Source organism: Streptococcus sp. 27098_8_22, from assembly GCF_041432415.1.
Lineage (GTDB): Bacteria > Bacillota > Bacilli > Lactobacillales > Streptococcaceae > Streptococcus > Streptococcus pseudopneumoniae_M.
Window position 1 is genome coordinate 213909 of sequence record NZ_JAPVZP010000002.1, and the last position, 18415, is coordinate 232323.

At 37.4% G+C, this 18415-nt stretch carries 16 protein-coding genes; all 16 read right to left on the minus strand.

Going from position 1 to position 18415, the window contains the following annotated elements:
• Positions 1-5: 5 nt before the first annotated feature.
• Positions 6-281 carry a hypothetical protein gene (locus O3633_RS04695; RefSeq protein WP_371620553.1) on the minus strand — a complete coding sequence of 92 codons (276 nt, stop codon included), beginning with the start codon at positions 279-281 and terminating at the stop codon, positions 6-8.
• On the minus strand, positions 278-1096 hold the full coding sequence (locus O3633_RS04700) for a ParA family protein (RefSeq protein WP_371620554.1): 819 nt from the start codon (positions 1094-1096) through the stop codon (positions 278-280). Before O3633_RS04700 ends, O3633_RS04695 begins: the two co-directional genes overlap by 4 nt.
• Before the next feature lie 123 nt (positions 1097-1219).
• Positions 1220-1810, minus strand: coding sequence for a hypothetical protein (locus O3633_RS04705; RefSeq protein WP_371620555.1), 591 nt, complete (start codon positions 1808-1810; stop codon positions 1220-1222).
• 14 nt (positions 1811-1824) lie between these two features.
• Complete coding sequence (locus O3633_RS04710; protein WP_371620556.1) at positions 1825-3165, minus strand: CHAP domain-containing protein; 1341 nt, start codon at positions 3163-3165, stop codon at positions 1825-1827.
• Between the two features lie 15 nt (positions 3166-3180).
• Entirely contained in the window at positions 3181-3432 is a 252-nt protein-coding gene (locus O3633_RS04715; RefSeq protein ID WP_001107251.1) for a hypothetical protein, read from the minus strand.
• Positions 3433-3451: 19 nt separating this feature from the next.
• Positions 3452-5401 carry a putative type IV secretion/conjugal transfer ATPase gene (locus O3633_RS04720; protein WP_371620557.1) on the minus strand — a complete coding sequence of 650 codons (1950 nt, stop codon included), beginning with the start codon at positions 5399-5401 and terminating at the stop codon, positions 3452-3454.
• A gap of 10 nt (positions 5402-5411) precedes the next feature.
• Positions 5412-6059 (minus strand): TraC-like domain-containing protein, encoded by a 648-nt coding sequence (locus O3633_RS04725; RefSeq protein WP_371620558.1) that lies wholly within the window; start codon positions 6057-6059, stop codon positions 5412-5414.
• Positions 6059-6367, minus strand: a complete 309-nt coding sequence (locus O3633_RS04730; RefSeq protein WP_006154524.1) for a DUF5592 family protein — start codon at positions 6365-6367, stop codon at positions 6059-6061. Before O3633_RS04730 ends, O3633_RS04725 begins: the two co-directional genes overlap by 1 nt.
• Before the next feature lie 147 nt (positions 6368-6514).
• Positions 6515-6796, minus strand: coding sequence for a BRCT domain-containing protein (locus tag O3633_RS04735; RefSeq protein ID WP_371620559.1), 282 nt, complete (start codon positions 6794-6796; stop codon positions 6515-6517).
• Positions 6797-6804: 8 nt separating this feature from the next.
• Positions 6805-8925: a pLS20_p028 family conjugation system transmembrane protein gene (locus O3633_RS04740; protein WP_371620560.1), complete on the minus strand. Its 2121-nt coding sequence runs from the start codon at positions 8923-8925 to the stop codon at positions 6805-6807.
• A 118-nt stretch (positions 8926-9043) separates the two neighbouring features.
• Positions 9044-9541: a hypothetical protein gene (locus O3633_RS04745; protein WP_371620561.1), complete on the minus strand. Its 498-nt coding sequence runs from the start codon at positions 9539-9541 to the stop codon at positions 9044-9046.
• Between the two features lie 82 nt (positions 9542-9623).
• On the minus strand, positions 9624-12752 hold the full coding sequence (locus tag O3633_RS04750; protein ID WP_371620562.1) for a VirD4-like conjugal transfer protein, CD1115 family: 3129 nt from the start codon (positions 12750-12752) through the stop codon (positions 9624-9626).
• A 4-nt stretch (positions 12753-12756) separates the two neighbouring features.
• Positions 12757-13002: a hypothetical protein gene (locus tag O3633_RS04755; RefSeq protein WP_371620563.1), complete on the minus strand. Its 246-nt coding sequence runs from the start codon at positions 13000-13002 to the stop codon at positions 12757-12759.
• A 171-nt stretch (positions 13003-13173) separates the two neighbouring features.
• On the minus strand, positions 13174-13611 hold the full coding sequence (locus tag O3633_RS04760) for a single-stranded DNA-binding protein (RefSeq protein WP_371620564.1): 438 nt from the start codon (positions 13609-13611) through the stop codon (positions 13174-13176).
• Positions 13612-13693: 82 nt separating this feature from the next.
• Positions 13694-15625: a MucBP domain-containing protein gene (locus tag O3633_RS04765; RefSeq protein ID WP_371620565.1), complete on the minus strand. Its 1932-nt coding sequence runs from the start codon at positions 15623-15625 to the stop codon at positions 13694-13696.
• A gap of 2 nt (positions 15626-15627) precedes the next feature.
• A complete protein-coding gene (locus O3633_RS04770; RefSeq protein ID WP_371620566.1) occupies positions 15628-18315 on the minus strand; it encodes an LPXTG cell wall anchor domain-containing protein in 2688 nt (895 codons plus the stop codon).
• Between the last annotated feature and the right edge of the window lie 100 nt (positions 18316-18415).

Genomic DNA, 18415 nt, shown 5'->3' on the forward strand with positions numbered 1-18415 from the left:
ATATCTCATTGCTTAATTTTTCTCTGCATCTTTTCCCATTCTCTTATAATCAGATTCTCAATATAAGATGAAGCTGATTTTTCACCGTGATACTCTACTAAAGCATCTAACATATTGTATCGAACATTATGATGCAGAGAGAAAGGAAAACGTTGCTTTTTGTTATAGCTTTCAGGAGACTTTCTAGTCTCCTGATTTTGTTTCCTAGATGAAGAAGTCTTTTCTCTCTTTGGTGTACTTTGGAATGTTTGTTTTACTTGTGCGAATCGATTCTCTGTCATGCTACCTCTCCTTCTAACACACTCAAAATATTTTCATATACGTAGTTTATATTATCATAAAACTTTTGATGTGTCTCTTTTTGGTTAGCTGTCATCTCTTCATGCTGCTCAAAGACACTCTGACTAATCACAAGACTCTTGGCCATGAGCTCTTTCTCCTGGATAGATCCCAGATAAGCTGAATCTTCTTCAACAACTTCTAAAAATTGTTTACAAGTGTCTGTTACATTGTTTCCAACATACTTAATCTTATTCCCAATAAGATAAGGTTCTGCTTTAACATAGCTTTTCTTAGTAATGATTTCGATAGCTTCGCTCTTAATGAAGTCTACAAAATTTTTCAAAGATAACCAGGCACGAAAACCATTAAGAGAGGCATCAGAAACAGCCAAGACAATATCTGACACAGCTATAAAATTAGCCGTAACTAGGCTCTCGTCATTGTGCGTATCAATCAGAATGACATCAAATTGTCCTTCTAACTCTTCGTAATGTTCGCTAAACCACATAAACAACTGGAGATATTTGTTGTTTCGACTAGCAAGATCTAACTGCTCATCTGTCAAACGCTCATCACCACAAATCAAACTGAGATTTTCTGATATTGGAACAATCTCATACTCTCCAGTCGTAAATATATCATAGATGGTTTTCTCACATTTTACATCAAATGTTCTAGTCAAATTGCATTCCCAAGCTCCATCAATAAGTAGTGTTCTAAGCCCCTTAACACGTGCCAACCAATCCCCTTCATTAAAGGTATCTGTAGTCTTACCACCGCCACCTTTTCCTAAGTTTGTAGTTTGAATCTTCATGATTCCCTCCTTGGATAATTGTGTATTTTGTTATATAACTTTTTATATAATTAATTATACCCAAAACAACTTTACTTGTCAATATAAAAGCACAAAAAGTTATATAACTTTTTGTGCAACTTGTTAGCCGTATGTACCACCTATATTTCCGCCAACATAGGCTTTTAGCTGGATTTGTTGAACCGTAGTATTAAAATTTCCAACGAAATAGCTGTTCTCTTCTCCGTTTTTAGTTAGAACAATCAAAAATTGAATAACATCATCTGATTCAGTTGGCATCACTTCCAATTGTTCAGGTTGGAAATCATACTGATTCGTCAGAATAGCCATCGCAAAGGTTTGAACCATCGCATTCTGTGTCATAGATAAATGATTCTCGATTGTTCCCTTGACATTTGGCAGAAACTTCGTCTTTTTTATATCTGCTACTGCATCTTCAAAGGCTTTTAACACTTCCTTTTTATCTTCTAGTGTTCCCTCTGCATAGGGACGTTCTAGTTTTAGCTTAGCTGTCCGATAATGCTTCTCGTCTGTGGTTTCCTCTTGGGAAGACGATTCGTTTTGAGCGGTTCCTGAAGAACTCACTTGAGCTGGTTCCTCTATTTTAGTTTGTTGAGATGGCCTGAAACTCGATACAATCCCTATTCCTGCCAAAATCAATAGAATACCTGCTACAATCGATACAACCATATTCTCCTTTATCCAATCAATCATCTCATATACTCCTTTTAATTTGAACTTAATTTAGCTTCTCGGTCATCAGGATAAGCAAAAGATATTTCCTGTTCTTGTTGTTGTGATTTAGTCCAAATACGATAATTCCATGTATATGGAGTTTTGAACTGATCCCATCCACTCAGAGGTGTATTTTGTTCTACAAATAAGATAGATCCGTTCTCGAAGACATGACATACAATTCCTGTATGACCATAGCCTCCGCCTCCTACCTGTGTAGAAAAGATAGCACCTCTTTTGGGTGTTGACTTAACTGAATTTCCAAATATTGATGCCCAGGCTGCTGCCTGATCTTTCCCATTACCTTGAACTGAACCAGAATGACCCCATATGTGATTTCCAATACTAATTGTAAGATTCACACATTGTCCAGCATACTCGTCACTTCCAGGATTATACCATCCTGTGGATTTGGCATAATCCATACCTAAGCTCTTAGGATCAATAATGAATGGTTTCAAGCTATCTGGTAAGTCTTCTGGTTTATACCCCCATGCAGTCGCATCTGAAGGGACAGTTCCCGTTCCATCGGTACTACTACCTGATTCTCCACATCCACTTTTTTCAGCTGAAGAAGACACCGCACTATCTGAAGAACCGATATCTTGTGTACTGGATCCTTCATAAGGTTTCTCACCGTGAGCAGCAATAGCTTCCTTATCAAGCCACTGATACTTCGTACCTAGTTTTTGGTACATATCAGTTAGTTTGCTCTTATAAGTGCCATCTGTGGCCCATCCACCATCTGCTATAGCAGATAGGCTAGCAATACCATTTGTATTGTTTATAGCCCCTTTATAAAGTGTCTGGTGAGCCATAAACTCAGCTTTCCCTACAATACCTGCATCATAGCTAGAGAACCAAGTATAAGCTCCTCCTGTGCCGTCTCCAACGTTCGCTCCAGGCTTTGTCCCACTTAAATCAACACTATCTTCACCATACGTCGCAAGAGTAACTGGAAAATTACTTTTGCTAGAGGTTTTAACACCTCCCATATTGTGAGCTTTCCAGAAGGAAGTACCATTAGGATTCGTAAAATTGAAGCCATTCTCTATCATTGTTTGAGTGATAGAGGCTGAAGGTAGGAAACCTCCTGCCTTCCAAGACAGGATATAGGCTTCCTTATGCTTTTTTACAAAGTCATCGATGGAACCATCAGCTGAAGAAACTGTTGAGTCGCTGGTTGAAGATGTTGTCTCGACGGTACCACAATCATTTCTTCCATTATTGCTTACAGCTCCCATTATCCCAACTAACATGGTTATCCCGACATTGATAATTAATAGGAGAGCCACAAAAGGAATGAGGATCTTCAGTTTAAATATTTTTTTCATGGATACCTCGCTTATCTACCACAATCCTAATATCGTTCGCAAAATTCCATAAAAAACTAAAAATACAATAAATCCTATTCCAATCTTCTTGAGACCGTTCAAAAACTCCTTATCTCGTTCTTTTTGTGCTTCCAGGCGTTTCGGATCAGATTCTCCCTCTGAAGCGAAATAATCTCTTTCTTGTTGCATGCGATATTTACGAATCAATACGTATTGATCAAATCTCTGCTTAGTCCTGGCAATCATTCCTAGTTTATTTTTGGCCATTCTGGTTTAACTTCCTTTCTTATTCAATACCACCATAGCGCTCAACTTCAGGAGCTAACAGCTGTTGGTTAAAGACCAAATTTCCTACCCCTGCAATATTCATAAATAACTGTCCTCTCGCAAGACGAGGCAAAGTCTCTAGTTCAGACTGATTCATTGAGCCAGATAAGGCGTTGGCTAGTAGAGGAACACTGGTTTCATCCGTCTGAGCAAAAACTCTATATTGCATCAGACCAAAAATCCTCTGGACTGCCGTCACGTATGGATCCTTATGAGTGCCAATCCCTGTCTCAAACAGAATCCCTCGTAGAGAATTAACGGACAATACAACACCAGCAAAGTTTTCCCCCATTGTATCAATCATATCGGCCAGAAGGTTGACACTACTTTCATGCTTAGGATTAATGAGTGTCTGTGCTCCACTAATATTAACAATATAGTGCTGCATATCCATCTCCGTTAAGTCAGGCTGTCTCTTCAGCAATTGCTTACAACGTTTTCCATTATTAACAATATCAGCTGAGACAAGTGAAAGAACCGAGAATATTTGAACATTTAACAAATGAGAGGCGTTCTTCAATCCTGAGAAGTCAAATGTCACAACTTGCTCTGAAGAGATATCTTGGAATTCTGTTGTTCCCTCGAAAATTTCTGCGTTTGTTGTCAATAGTTCGTTAAACGTATTGTAAATACGCTTAACAGCCTTGATTTCAGCCGTATCCGTGCTAGAACTCTGTTCTAGCCGACGTTTGTAGGCATCCACAAACAAAATAAAATCAGACAGAATAGGATACTCTTCCTTCACAATATCCGTCGCTTTCAGTTTTTCTGGATTCAACGAAGGATTCCGAGCCCACAATTCTTCTTCAATATAGAACTCATTCAAGAGAGTTCCAAATGTGATTAAATCGTCTCCCGTCACTTCATTATTCAGGAGCTTATAGATACTCTTCAATTTCTCGATATGAAGGTTGTAAGACTTCTTCTTATCAATTTCAGTTCCTGCTTCATTGGTTACTGTTGGAAATACCTGGAAGATATTGATACGGTTAGCTTTACCTGATAAATCAAGAATCAATCCATGTTGTTTTCGTGTCTGATCAAGGAACTGACCAGTAGCATCAAAGTTACGAATATAATGCCCCTTCGCATAGAGACCGTCTGTATGTTTCATAAGAAAAGATCGTTGTCCCATCTTTGGATTTCCAGATAGAATCATAAAGGATCGTGTTCTTTTCTCGTCACGTTCTAGAAAATTGAAATTTACCGCTCCGTTTGTTGGAGTCCATCCCAGATAGAAACCCTTCTCATCTTCTAGCTTCGTATGATTAAAGAAATATCCCCCAGCTATTGAGTGAGCTGGAGTCGGTATTCCTCTTCGATGATTGGGCAAATCAATCTGATATTCGGCTGGAATAAATGGGGCATGGTATTCAAAATCTAATTCTCCAGATAGAATAGTGGATTTGAATTTTGACGTTTTGTCTTTGACCTCTTCAACCTTCTTAAATAATTCTTCTTTGGTTGATGCAAACACAAAGACACGAATATACATCCCGTACATAGCTATATTTTGCTTATCAATTTCACGGCTTAGTTTATTCAGATTGTCAATTTCATCTAGTTCTTTCCGATTGTTGGTTAGTTTACTATTGTTTGTAATCCGTGTTGACTTCTCTTCAATAGAGCCCTCAATCTCTTTTTGAAGTTGTCTATTATCCTCCTTGTATAGTGACAGGAAAGAACGTGTTCCAGGAATCAATAACAATTCGGAGAGCCAAAAGCGGTCCATTCCTTCAGTCGGATACTCATAATAGTGTAAGACTGTATGGTATCCATCTCCACTTATCCAAGAGCGGTCATCCTTTTGAAAATCAATATTTCCTTGCGGTTGAATCTGGCTAAGAAAGGCAAGGTCATATCCTTCGTTTTTTAGTTGTCTTTGTCTACGTTTTGATAAATCAGGCATGCTATCTCTCCTACACTTTCTCATTCATATTGTTGTATTGCTTTATAATCTGAATTTTCTTCCTGTAGCTGATATCTTGCGGAACAAAATCATTATTGCCATAGGTTTTAGCCTTCCGAACCAATTCGTCCAATTCGGTTGTTGTAGGCGCAAATAACCACAATATAAACTCTGTATTATAGACTTCTTGTCGGATATTTTCTTCAACTTTAATTTGGGTTTGAAGCCAAATTTCACGATCCTTGAGTTGTAAAAAACGTCTCTCGTTTACTGATAGCTTAGACATATCTTGTCGCACTAAATCCAAATGATGGCGTAAGTCAGAAATTTGCGTGTCAGTATTTGTTGGTAAAGTTGTCGTCTCCACTTGGATATTCGGTCCAAATCGAGTCAACCAGGTTTCAAAATTTTCAATGGTTCTCATAACTTCGTTATAAGACATCGATCCTAAATCTTTACCTGGTACCTCCATCAGCTGCAAGTAGCCATAATCAACTAACTGGATATAAGCCTGGCTGTTTGGAATGATTGATTTTACATCTAACAACTCAACGCAAGAATGTAAATCAAAATATTCCTGCGTTTGTTTCTTCGTTTCTTGAATACGTCCCAGCGGACGTTTCTCATTATTTGGGGATTGAATTTGTTTAATCGCCATTAAGGTTTTCTCCTTCTGATATAATTCAAGCTGATATAACGTTTTCTTCTTCGTCTGAAGAAAAGAAACATGCTGTGCCAATTCTTTTTGCCACCGTTGGCTGGCAATACAAGATATAAACTCATGACTGGTGTCAACAAAATGAATGCGAACATCTGTATCCACTGGCTTTTAGGAAAGATCTTTAGGCCAACGCTCAAAGCGATTACGCCAGTAATTCCTACAAAAGCAATATCTAGGATAAGAAGGCCTATAATCTTGATTTTGGCATAGATATCTCTAGGTACACCGTATTTTTCACCGTACATTGATTTCTCCTTTACATTTGTTTTGACACTCACATTATAATGAATAATCGAAAATATCTTTTAAAGGGACAATAGTATTTTTGCCATTATCTTCCAGGAAAGAATTGTACAAAAAGTTATATACTTTTTTGCACAATAAAAGAAGCCTCAATCTTGAGACTTCTTGACTAAATCAAAGAATGATTCTTCAGAAAGGAAAGTGATGGATTGACCTTCTGATATTCTTCTAAGCGCTGCATCATGCTTTTTAGACCTTTTATCTGAATCAAAAAGGTTCAACTGCTTGTGTCCTAAAACCAATATATCTGTTTTATTAGATATATAACTTTGCACGACAGCTCCTTTACTTTCCAAAAATCGTATGGCTTCTTTTCGAGTTAAAGGACGTAGACTTCCTGTGATAACAATGTTCTTTCCTGTTAGATCCATAGTGCAGCCTATTCTTCTTCGTTGTCACTCTCAGCACCTGTGATATGACGTCCTCCCTGCATACGCTGTCCTGCTTGTTGCATTTGTTGGTTCATGTAATTCATTTGGTGCACACTTTGTCGAAGATTTTTTTTAGCTTCAAGTTTTGGTTCTTTCTGAAGAGATTTTAATGGTTCGGATGCAGACAGTTGTGTTGGATCTTTAATCAAGCCGTTTGATGGTGATTTAACATCAACTGTTACTGATTCAGTCTCTCCAGCTGAAAAACTTGAATCTATGAAAGGAGCTCCTCCTAAATCACCTGATGAATCTGGGAACAGTTGTTCTCCTCCATTTTGACCAGATGGATCGAGCGTAAACTCATTATCATTACCAGAGATACCGTTGAAACCACCTCTTTGTACATAAGCATCGTTCTTCAAAGCATTATATGTAGCCTCTTGGGCAGAAACAGCTTTATCATCCAAATTATTTAAAACTCCTCCGAGGCTTCCCTTAACTTTATTAAATGCTTCATGCCCTTTTACATCTGCCAAATCAACCATATTACTTACACCACCTTTGGCCGCATTCATCAAGCCCTGGTCTTTTACAGAGTTCAAAGCACCTTGAATACCACCTCCAGTTTTGGCAAGGCTATTTCCTAGGATCTGGCTTCCTTTAGATAAGGCATCTGGAGCTTTTTTAACCATATCCATACCAAATTGACCAAGCGCCATACCCCCATTGAAGACACCACCTGCTCCAGCCGCAAAGGCATTGCCCATCATCATAGCACCAAGCAATTGTTGAGCTGTTTCGCTATGTCCTGTTGAAACTCCAAGCCAGCGTTCAATCATGGCCACTCCTTGCATTGCCGCAAAGAATACGCCCACATAGACAAAGGCAGCTGCGAGACACTGCTCCCACATGTTCAGCCCATCAAAGAATCCGCCAGAAAGCTTAGATACTGCTGAAACAGATAGGATTGGCAAATCTCTGAAAATCTCAAGTGTTACACGCATAATAATAACTTCAAAGAAAATTCCTGCGAAGGCACCACCAATCGTTCTTAACAACTCTTTGTATTTCTTTGAGTTTGATAGGGAGCTATAACCAAGAATCGGAGAAATCATTGCTTCAATCAGAATATCAAAAACTGATTTGACGAGCTTAATGATCATGCTGACCAAGAGAACAACAAGGATAATGTACTGAAGAAACATCCCTATCCAGTTGACTTTATAACGCATATAAACGGATTCAAAAGCACTCAATTGATTAATGAGGCGGTGTTCTGTAATGCTTTCAACTCCAGTGTTATTAGAATTCAACTTATGGAGGAACAAGCCCTTAATCCCTGCTATTTTGTCGTCTTCCTGCATCCTCTTTAGCATTTCTGGATTTGTTGTACCATAGTTTGCCCCAAAATCAATCTTGGTCGCAAAATCAGTCGTGTCCCGCTGTTCAGGGTTATCCGTGATATTATTGACAGGGGTAGATCCCTCTTGAACAGGCTTGATATAGCCATAATCATCCATTGGAAACAACTCCGTAGAAAAATCCTTGTAGATCAAGACTTTTAAGTCTACCACATTATTTTTCATGGGTTGAAGAGCCAAGGAGGAAGTCGGTTTACTGCCAGATGGCGCTTCACTGGAGACTGTCTGGATAGACATGGCATCCTGTGCCACTGCTGTTGAGATAGTGGTCAAAGCTAGTGGCAATACGGCAGTTACAGCAGTCACCAAAAGGAAATTCGTAATGACCCCCTTATACTTTACTGGCTTAGTAAAAACTCCTGCGACGGCTGACACGACCAAAATCAGGGTGAACAAGGACGTCCCCAATAGCTGAAACCAGTAAAAGAACTGGCCTATAATCGTCTTCTGGTCGCCCAGATAACCGAAGAGGCCAAAGAGCTTAAACATATTATTAAAAACATGTTCTAGACTGGAAGTGATTTGATAAAGAGCCTTGGCAATCCCTCCTGGTAAATAGGTGAGAAATGCCATAAATGCAGGAGTCGGTTCTAAATAGTTATTCCAATAGGAATAGAACTCTGCCAGCTTTTTTGCATTCTCACCTGTGATTTCACCATTGAGATTCTTGACCTCATTCACCAAATCTGAAAAGGTTTGATAGTGCACTAAAGATACCTTCTTTCTTTTTAAGATACCCCTATCATATTCAATAATGGCAAAATCGTTTTTAAAGGGACAATGAAATTCTGACAACAAAAAAAGTCTCAAGTAATTGAGACTTTTATTAATCTGCTGTTCCATTGAAATCATAGAAAGCATTGTCCTCTTTATAGCCACGAAGGAGTTCAATGATTCGGATTTTTTTACCCCCCTCAGTCAAGACGACTTGATAATAGGCACCTGCATCCTCAGGCTTATCTGCATTATCACCAACAGCGATTGTAAAGTTATCCTTTCCTTTCAGCTGACTTTCTAAACTAACAATAGTCCCTCTGAAAGCAGCTGGAATAGTCTTTACTTGTTCCTCTGATAGTACACTGTACTTAACACTTCTACCGTCATTATTTGAGATGGTTCGTTTTTCTTTATCAAATTTCAAGGTAGTTCCTACTCCACCCTTAAAAACAGAACTATCAGAACTATGTTCTGGTGAAAAGCCTGTATAGCTATCTTTTAGCACATTTTTAGCAATAGAATCAGGTGATTTTTGATCACAAGCTCCAAGTATAATCAAGGCTAAACCTACTAAAACAATTCTTAAAAAGTACTTTGCTTTCATCATTTATCTCCTAACCATTGTTTATTTTATTATAGCAAACAGCTTTTTTTCTTGCAAGTGTTTATATAACTTATTGTACATCTTTTTAGATAACTTCATCCGCAAAGAAGTCGTCTCCATCATCATAATAATCATAGTCACCTTGAATAACACTAGCTGCAGCTGCTTGGAATAATTCATCTGTGGAAGTAAAGGATTGGGATTGTACCTTTTGTCCTTTACTGTAACGACCTGATAGTTTAGGAGTTTCGCCATTGTTGCTGAGGATAGGCATGGTCAAACGTTGCCTCCAGTCTATGATGTTGTTAAAGGCTGTACCAGCATCAACTGCTATATCCTGAAGCTCTAGCTCACGGTGGGCACTTTCAACTGGAATATCTGCAAGAGTCATCGATGTATCAAATTCCTCTTGTAAGAACATGTACTTATAAGGGAAGGTCGTCTTATCATGTAGGAAGATTGGATCCGTTGTGACCTTACGTCCAACATTATCCCGTCCCTTGACCCCACGTAAGATAACTGCTTCTCCTTCCTGTAGCTTGGCCAATTGCGTTGGTGTCAACAATTCTTGTTTTGGATTCTCAACAGCTACATTTGGATTTGCTTCGTCCAGGATATTGCTGGAGCGCCGTCTCCTTGTGATAGTACGTGTACCTAAGTCAGCACTAAATTTCTTATTAGTGTCTGAAGATGTTGTTTTAACATAAACCTTCAATGAACAGTTATCCATAATAGTTCGGGCAACATTTTGGCCATATTTATCATCCAATTGTTCCAGATTTTGAATCCATAGGTAATAGAGGATATTTTGTCCCAATCCGATAGAAATTTTTGTATCCATATGAGGAATTGCAGGGATATTTGTAAACTCATCTAAGATGTGGAGAATCCGATTAATACATTTACGACCACTTGAGAGAGCAAGCTCATAGTTAGCATTGAATAGCTGATCTAAGAATAACGAAACAATCCCATTATACTCTGTTCGGTTTGGCGGTGTTACCAGGTAAATGACTTTCGGTTTATCTGAATAGACCAGTTCAATATCCGACTCCTGAAGAAGATTTTGGGTGTCTTCTTTATTCTTAAGGACGGTTATATCGATATAATCTAAAATCGGCTTCTTGGTATACTCATCTAGTTCCAGACTATCTCCATCTTTTCGATAGACTTTCTCAGCTGAAAATTGGAAGACTTGATCTCGAACAGGGGAATGGCCATTGTTCTTATGATTGAAATCAATCGTTACCGTAAACTGATCTGGAAGTTTAGGCTCAATGGCATAAGTGAGATAGCCTTCCCCATCGACTAAAGCCGTCGCTTGATTTACATAATCGACTTTCTTTTCGACTTTACCCCATTTCTTCAATCCTGTAATCGTTACTTTAGCAGTTTTGTGCTTGAACTCATTTTTAAGTTGACTATTGGTACTTGATCTCAACTTGACAGATAATCTACGTGGGAAGCCAACAGACTCTAAATCAATAGAGTTTTTAGAAGTCAGTTTGGCCACGTTGTCTTGCAAGAACAGGTTGATTCCTGTCATCATGCTAGAGTAGACATTCCCTTTAGTCTCATCACCACCAAAGTCTGAAGCACGAAATTCAATATCCGCCATTTGTCTAAATTTCGAGAATTGTTTTTGATTGACTTGTCTCAAATTATCAAAATAGACTGTGATTTTTGACTTCTTCGATACTTGTTGTTCTCTGCTTGGATTTTCAACGATTTCTCCAGCACCATCTACAAATACTTCTTCAGACCCCATTGTCGCCAAGAATTTCGCAACGTTAGGGATGGTAATAGTATCCCAGGCATCGTCTTCACCATTTTGATAGGTTTCATTGGCTCGATCCATCAAAGCCATTGTCAGAGCGTTAAATAGGGATATAGAAGACTTACGGAAGTATTCAGCATTTCCCTTCTCTCCACCTTTTTGTTTCGGATAAATGGATTCTGCGACTGCATTGACATAGGTTTGAGTCTTCTCATAGTATCCCTTCTTTGCGGCAGCTATGGCTAGAGCTAGAGGATTGAAGGACATAGACCAATCCATATTTTGGAAAGAAAGAACATTCACATCATAGTCACGTTGTCTCATGAGCTTGTAGGAGGCTTGGTAGTGTTCTCCTTTAGGGTCTGCAAGAACCATTGATGGTTGTAATTCCGCACGGCTATTGATATCAATTGCTGGAGTGATATGACCTTCCCCTTTACCTGAACGAGTCATCCCAATCCCTAACAGATTCGTCGGCTTATCTTCAATGTAGTAATAACCTGAAGGAAAAGCTAACATTCCTAAAATCCGTTCCGCATTAGTTACGTATCGGCTCATTTTTCTATTTTGCCATAACATTTGGGTTCTCAGTGTTTGCCCTGCTAAATCATGAGTCAACTCATGAAGTACTGGAGCACCACCTTCACCTGGATAAGTTAAAGCTTTATTGGGAATCTTTTTGTATTGACGACGAATTTCATCAATCGTCACAAAGCGGTCATCTCCTTCTTCATTGTTGTTATAGTCTCGAAACTGTTCGAAGTTTATCCAGGCAGATTTCCAGGCTATAACTAAGCCCAATAGAAAGATTGGAAATGCTAAAATTGGTGCTATTAAGAAGACTTTAGCGTTCAATAAGCTTTGAAACAAGAGGCTGTTTAAGTCAAAGTTTACGGCCTTACTAGCATCTTTAAACGACCAGGCACTAAAATAGAGAAAGCGGATTGTGGCCCTCAAAACAGTAACCAGGTAATTGGTTAAGATAAAAGCTATAAAGCTAAAACCTAATCCCATATAAACGAAGCTACGATAACTTTTAAAATAAAGAATGGGTTTCATTTCTTTATCAAAACGTTTCCGTTCTCGTTTAACAAAAGGGAGAGTGTAGAATATCCTGAAGAAAACATTCCAAAGGATGAGAGAGGCAAGTGCAAAGATTTTAGGTATGATTGACTTCATCCCATTGATCAGCCCTCTAATTGATTTGAACCATACTTGCTTCCACTCAATTCCTTTACGATTTTTCCAACCTCTTTTTATTGCTTGCCTTAGACTACTCTTACCTGCTAGTAACCTTTGATAATTTCTTAAAAAATACGGCTGGAAGAGCTTGAATAGATAATAACCTGCGCATCCTAGAAAAAGGAAGGTATTGATCCAACTGGCTCGAATCAGTTGGATAAGGGTATAAAACACTACTTCAAATAACTCAAACAAACTACTACCCCCTTACACCTTCCAAGAACCATTCCATTTTTCGAGTATAGAAGCTCGAAAAGAGAAATATGTGAAACTGTAGCCTTGGAGAGGCTTTCTCATAACGGTTAAAGTAATTTTCTAACCATTTCTCCCCATCCAACTGAAGAACATTCAATCGACTAGATCGACTTTGTTCTAAGTAATTGGTCACCTGAAGAGATTCTGCAATCAATTCATCAGACAGATAATTATATTTTTGTCTTGACATTGATACACTCCTTTCTTTTTATTTATTAATTCCCCTATATTTTAAGAGATAATCTCAAATTCTTTGTTAAAGGGACAAAAGATATTGTTGTGCTATAAGTTATATAACTTTTTATACAATAAATAAGCAACAAAAAAAGCACACAAGTGTTCTTGTATGCTTTCAATCCCTTTAGAATGGGGAATCCGCATCCATTGGTTCAGGATAAGATGGAGGAATAGAACTTGGTGTTGGTTGAGAAAACCCCTGTTGTTCCTGTTTACGTCGGTTAGATGCCTCCTTATTTTCAAGGAAAGTGATTCCTCCTTGTTGGTTTGGTGAAATAAACTGATACGTTCGACGTTGACCTTGTTCATCGTTATATGGTCGTTGGATAATTTCTCCTTTTAAGAGAATTGGAGAGCCCTTAGATAAACTCTGAGCCATCAATTCTGCTTGTTTTCCGTATACTTGCACATGGAAGAAACTAGAAATTGGTTTATTTGTATCATCAGTCATGCTAGAGTCACAAACAAACTCAAATTTAAAACTCACATGACCGTTTTGAGTTCGACCTACTGCATCGCTTGGGATGAATGCAACACGTCCAGAAGCGATAAATACTTGCATTTTTTCTCCTTTCAATAAAGACCACAAGAGAATCTTTATTCAACTTGTGGTCATCATTTTTTATTTAGTTAAGACTTAATTACTAGTCTTTCTTACGCTTCAAACCAGTTAAACCAAGAAGTCCAGAAACAATCCCAATAAATGAAAGCATGCTTGCTGCTGTTCCTGTGTTTGGAAGTTCTTTTAATTGTCCAGATGGTTCTTGTTTAGCTGGCTCAGTTGGCTTAACCAGCTCAGTTGGTTTAGGCGATTCAACTGGTTTAACCGGCTCAGTTGGTTTAACCGGCTCAGCTGGTTTAGCTGGTTCAGTTGGTTTAGATGGTTCTACTGGTTTAGGGGTAACGTCTTTGTCAGTAACTGTCTTAGTGTAGACATACTTAACATGCGTATTCCCTTCTACAACCTTACCTTTAGCATTACCTGGAACCGCTACTAGTTTGTATGTAGTTGTACGCTCAATGACTTTGCCATTTTCATGAATCTTCTCAACCTTATCAAACTTACCTTGTTCAGTTGAATAATCTGAACCAACCTTACCTTTCTTCACTACATCTTCAGTTGATTTCAAAACTTCACCCTTATCCGTAACATGTTCTACCGTCACAGAACCATATTTTTCGACTGGTTTTGTAGGAACATCATTTTTCTTTGTTACCTTCTTATAAGATACTAAATGATATTTCATGTTTGGTTTAGATGGAATTTCCAAATGTGAAACATCAAAAGGACGTAATTTTTGTGAACCAAAAATCATTTCATGTGCAACAGGGTTAATTTGTTTATTAGAATTATCTACAACTGTTTCTACCCGTGTATATTTATCAAAAGATTCTCCACCATAGGTAGCTCTCAGACTTTTTACTTGTGTTAGCTTTGCATCATCTCCATTAAAGATTTCTTCATTTTTATCTTTAGGGGCAACAGTTACTTGAATATCACTTGCTTTTAATATTTCTTTCCCACCAAAAGCAAATTTATTAAACACTTTAGAGGTTAATTCTTTTGAATCTAAAATTTTGCCATCTTTACCAAAATATGTTTTTGTAAAATCATAAGACCAATCACCTGTCTTAATAACATCATCAAATTTCCCTAGACCACCAAGAACAAAATTTCCTTTTCCACTACCATAACGATCAGCCAACAATACTACTTTACCTGATTTCAAAGGAGATTCATTCAATCGAATTTTCTTTTCTACATAAGCAACACCTAATTGTGCAAGCAATGAATCAGGTGCATAATTTACTTTATAAGTAATAGTTTCACCTTGAGCAATTTCAATAGGAACTACTTTTGAATTTTTCTTGTCAGCAATACTTGTATTAGCAGAAAACATATCCCCTTTAGAATAATATGTATTGATTTCTTTTTGTGAACCAACTGAAGAAGTCACTACACCATCAAGTTGTTTTTTATCACTCAAGTCAATATTATTCTCTGTATTCAAGAAAGATACACTACCTTTACTTGAAGAGAATTGTCCATAAGATGCTTTCCCATTATTAAAATCAACATCACCTGCATCATTCAACTGTGCAGATGCACTTGAATATAACAAAGGGTTATTTGCTAGATCTTTCACAAAATCTTTGCGAGAAGCTTCAGCTTTAGAATATTGTGTCTTATATTCATTTGTTTTCTTCTCAATTTCAGCTTTTTGGGCAGTCACTTCTTTTTCTGCGGTTTTTTCAAGCTCCTTAGCCTGTTCATCAGTTGTAGCTGTACCAATGTTTTTGGTTGGTTCTTTTTCAACAGTCAACCCAGCTTCTTTAGCTTTTTCAACTGCTTCAGTCAAAACTTTATCAACCACAACAGATTGATCTTGTTTTTCATCAGAAGCAAACTGAGCTGAAGGAGCAGCCCCATCACCAGTAGCAACTTCATCTGCACTTACAGCACCAGCACCCATGATAAGCACTGCTCCAAGAGCAAGACCTGAAACCAATCCATACGCACTTGATTTTCGGAAGAATCCATGACCCTTCACAGTATTTTTATTTTGTTCTTTCATTTTTAATTTTTCTCTTCTTTCTTTTTGAATCCAAACAAACCAGCTACAGCTAAGCCAGCTACTAACAACATAGACAATCCTGATGATTTTGAACCAGTATTTGGTAAAGCACTTGTTTTAGGCAAAACTTTCGCCTTAGCCTTAACAGCAACCTCATGTACTTCAGTCTCTACCTTTTCTAGTTTAGGCTCTTTTGCCTTAATCACAAGACTAGAGATTTCAACAGTATTATCAAATACACGTTCTTTTTCTAAAGGAACCGCTTCTAACTGATCCGTTTTAGATGAAGAATTTCCTGCTACTGCATCATCAGATTTTAAATTACTTACTTTTTCAGTAACCACTTTACCATCTACAATAGCTTTTGTTCTTACTGAACCATCACCAGTATAAGTATACTTCACAATATACTTACCATCTTCCAATTCACCTGTAAATAATACTTTTCCATCTTTGATTGGTAAATCTTTAGAAGTACCATTTGGTGAAATCAACTGTACTGAAGTTAATTTCATACCTTGACTAGCAACAACTTCAACTGTACCCTTTTGTTTCGTTACTGTTGTTTTTACTTCAATCTTTTCAACTGCTGTATTTTCAAATTGTTTAATAATATCAGATTCTGTTGAAGCATTGATTTCTTTACGAACATAAATATTAGGGTGTCCTAAAGCTTTCATTTGATTCTCGCTATTTTCAGCTTTAAAACCAGTTGCTTCATGTTCTTTTCCAGGAACAAATTCACGATCAATAACCGTCATGAATGTCTTAGCATTTTTCTTTGCCCAATTCGCAAAAGTTGGATCCATACTTTCCTTGTTATACCAAAAATCTGTAAATTGAAGAACAGAAAGTGTTTTTGATTTGTCACGATCACGATCAATAATTTCTTCAAATCCTAGTTTATCATCATCTTTAATTTGATAGAATAAATCACGGAAAGTTTTTTCCATTTCACGTACAAGAAATGCTCCATCTGTACTATCTAACGGTGAAATAAATTCAGGCTCTTTAGATTCAGGCGAACCTACCAAAGCATTTGGTTTATAATTTGGATTTTTTACACCAAATGTCTTAACATTTAACAAATCACCAATCAATTTAGATGCTTCTGCTTTTTTCAACTTACGTGTAATTGCCCCTGAATCAAGAGATTGACCTTTAACACCATAAGTTTCTTCGTAATTTCCTGTATAAAAACCAAGATAAATATCGTCTTGATCAGTCAATTTAGTATCAATAATCGTTTTGATATTTTTCAACTGTTCACGGCGAATATCTACTTTTCCTTTATATCCTTTTTCCTTCATTTCAGTTGATGAAAGCGAACCTGAATCATCAATGATTTCAACAAAAGTCATAGGCTTGCGCTCTTGCGTCTTATTTGTAGTAGTATCTACTTTTGATTTAGCTGTAAATTCAATCTGATCAGAGCCAGTTTTTACTACTGCTTCCTTTCCATCAAATTTCAAAACAGATTTCATAGAACCTGCTTTATTTTCTTTTGCTCCAAAAGTATAAACTACTTTATAATCACCAGCTTTATCAGAAACAAAAGATTTTGATACTCCATTATTTGAAATAGTAATCTTTTGTGATTTCCCATCAGGTGATACTAGCTCAACAGACAAAAGTTGAACTGTTGAATCAGCAGTCAACGTTAAATTCCCCTTTTGACCAACTGTATTAGCTTTAGCTGAAACTGTTTGTGTATAAACATTTCCATTCTTCTTAGCAGAAGAATCTTTAGCTAAAACAGCTTTCGCACTCTTGTTTCTTTCAGAAACTAAAGCATTGTGCACCACAACCTTGTCTCTTTCCAATTTTGTAGCTTCCAATTTTGCTTTCACTCGTTGAAGTTCAGCATCTGCATCCTGAAACTCTACAATTTTTGTTCCAACAACTTTTACAGAAAGACCCTTAGAATTATACTCATTCACTAGACCATCCAATTTAGAAGATATTTCTTTTTGCTTTTGAATTAAAGCATTCAAATATTCTTCTACTTCCTTTGTTCTAGTTTTTAGATCTTCACCTTTTGAAACAGTGATTGAATCAACACCATCAAATACAACACCTGCTTTTTTAGCTTCTGTAATCAATTTCTCGATGGAAGCCTTCGTCTCAAGCACTTCATTTGTCAATTTTTCCAACTGTTTGACTTGTTCTTCCGTATCTTGAGAAGCTTTAGCTTCATCATCGTGAGTTACTTTTTCTCCGTAAGTAACCGTTACACCTGCTTTTTCAGCTTCTGCGACAGCTTCTTTGAGAGACTTTTTAGTTTCTTTGTCAGCTTTTTTATCAGCCTCTTTTACAGTTTCTGTTTTTTCAGAAGCATCTTTTTGATCTACTTCTTTCTCAGAACCTGCTTCCTTCTTCAAATCAGGTTTCTTCTGATCTTCTACAGTTTTGTTTTCTGGAAGATCTTTCTTAGAATCCTTAGAATCCAAAATTTTCAAAGCAGGCTCTTGAACAGCCCCTTCTTCACCATCTTGAGCCGTAGCTTTTTCCGTCACAGATTTTGTTTCAACCACAGTCGGTTGACCAGTAACACCAAGTTCATCTGCTTGAACAGAAGATGAATTAAAAGCCATACCAAGCGCTGCCATTCCTAAAACAACACCGCAAGCTCCGTAAGATTTCATCTTACGAATAGATCCATAAGCCTTTGTTTCCATTGACTTTACCATTTATTATTCTCCTTTTTAATAATATAAATATTTATTTTTCGCAATCTCATTCAGGAAGGGGAACGAGATCGTGTTTTTACAAAAAATACAAACATTCCTG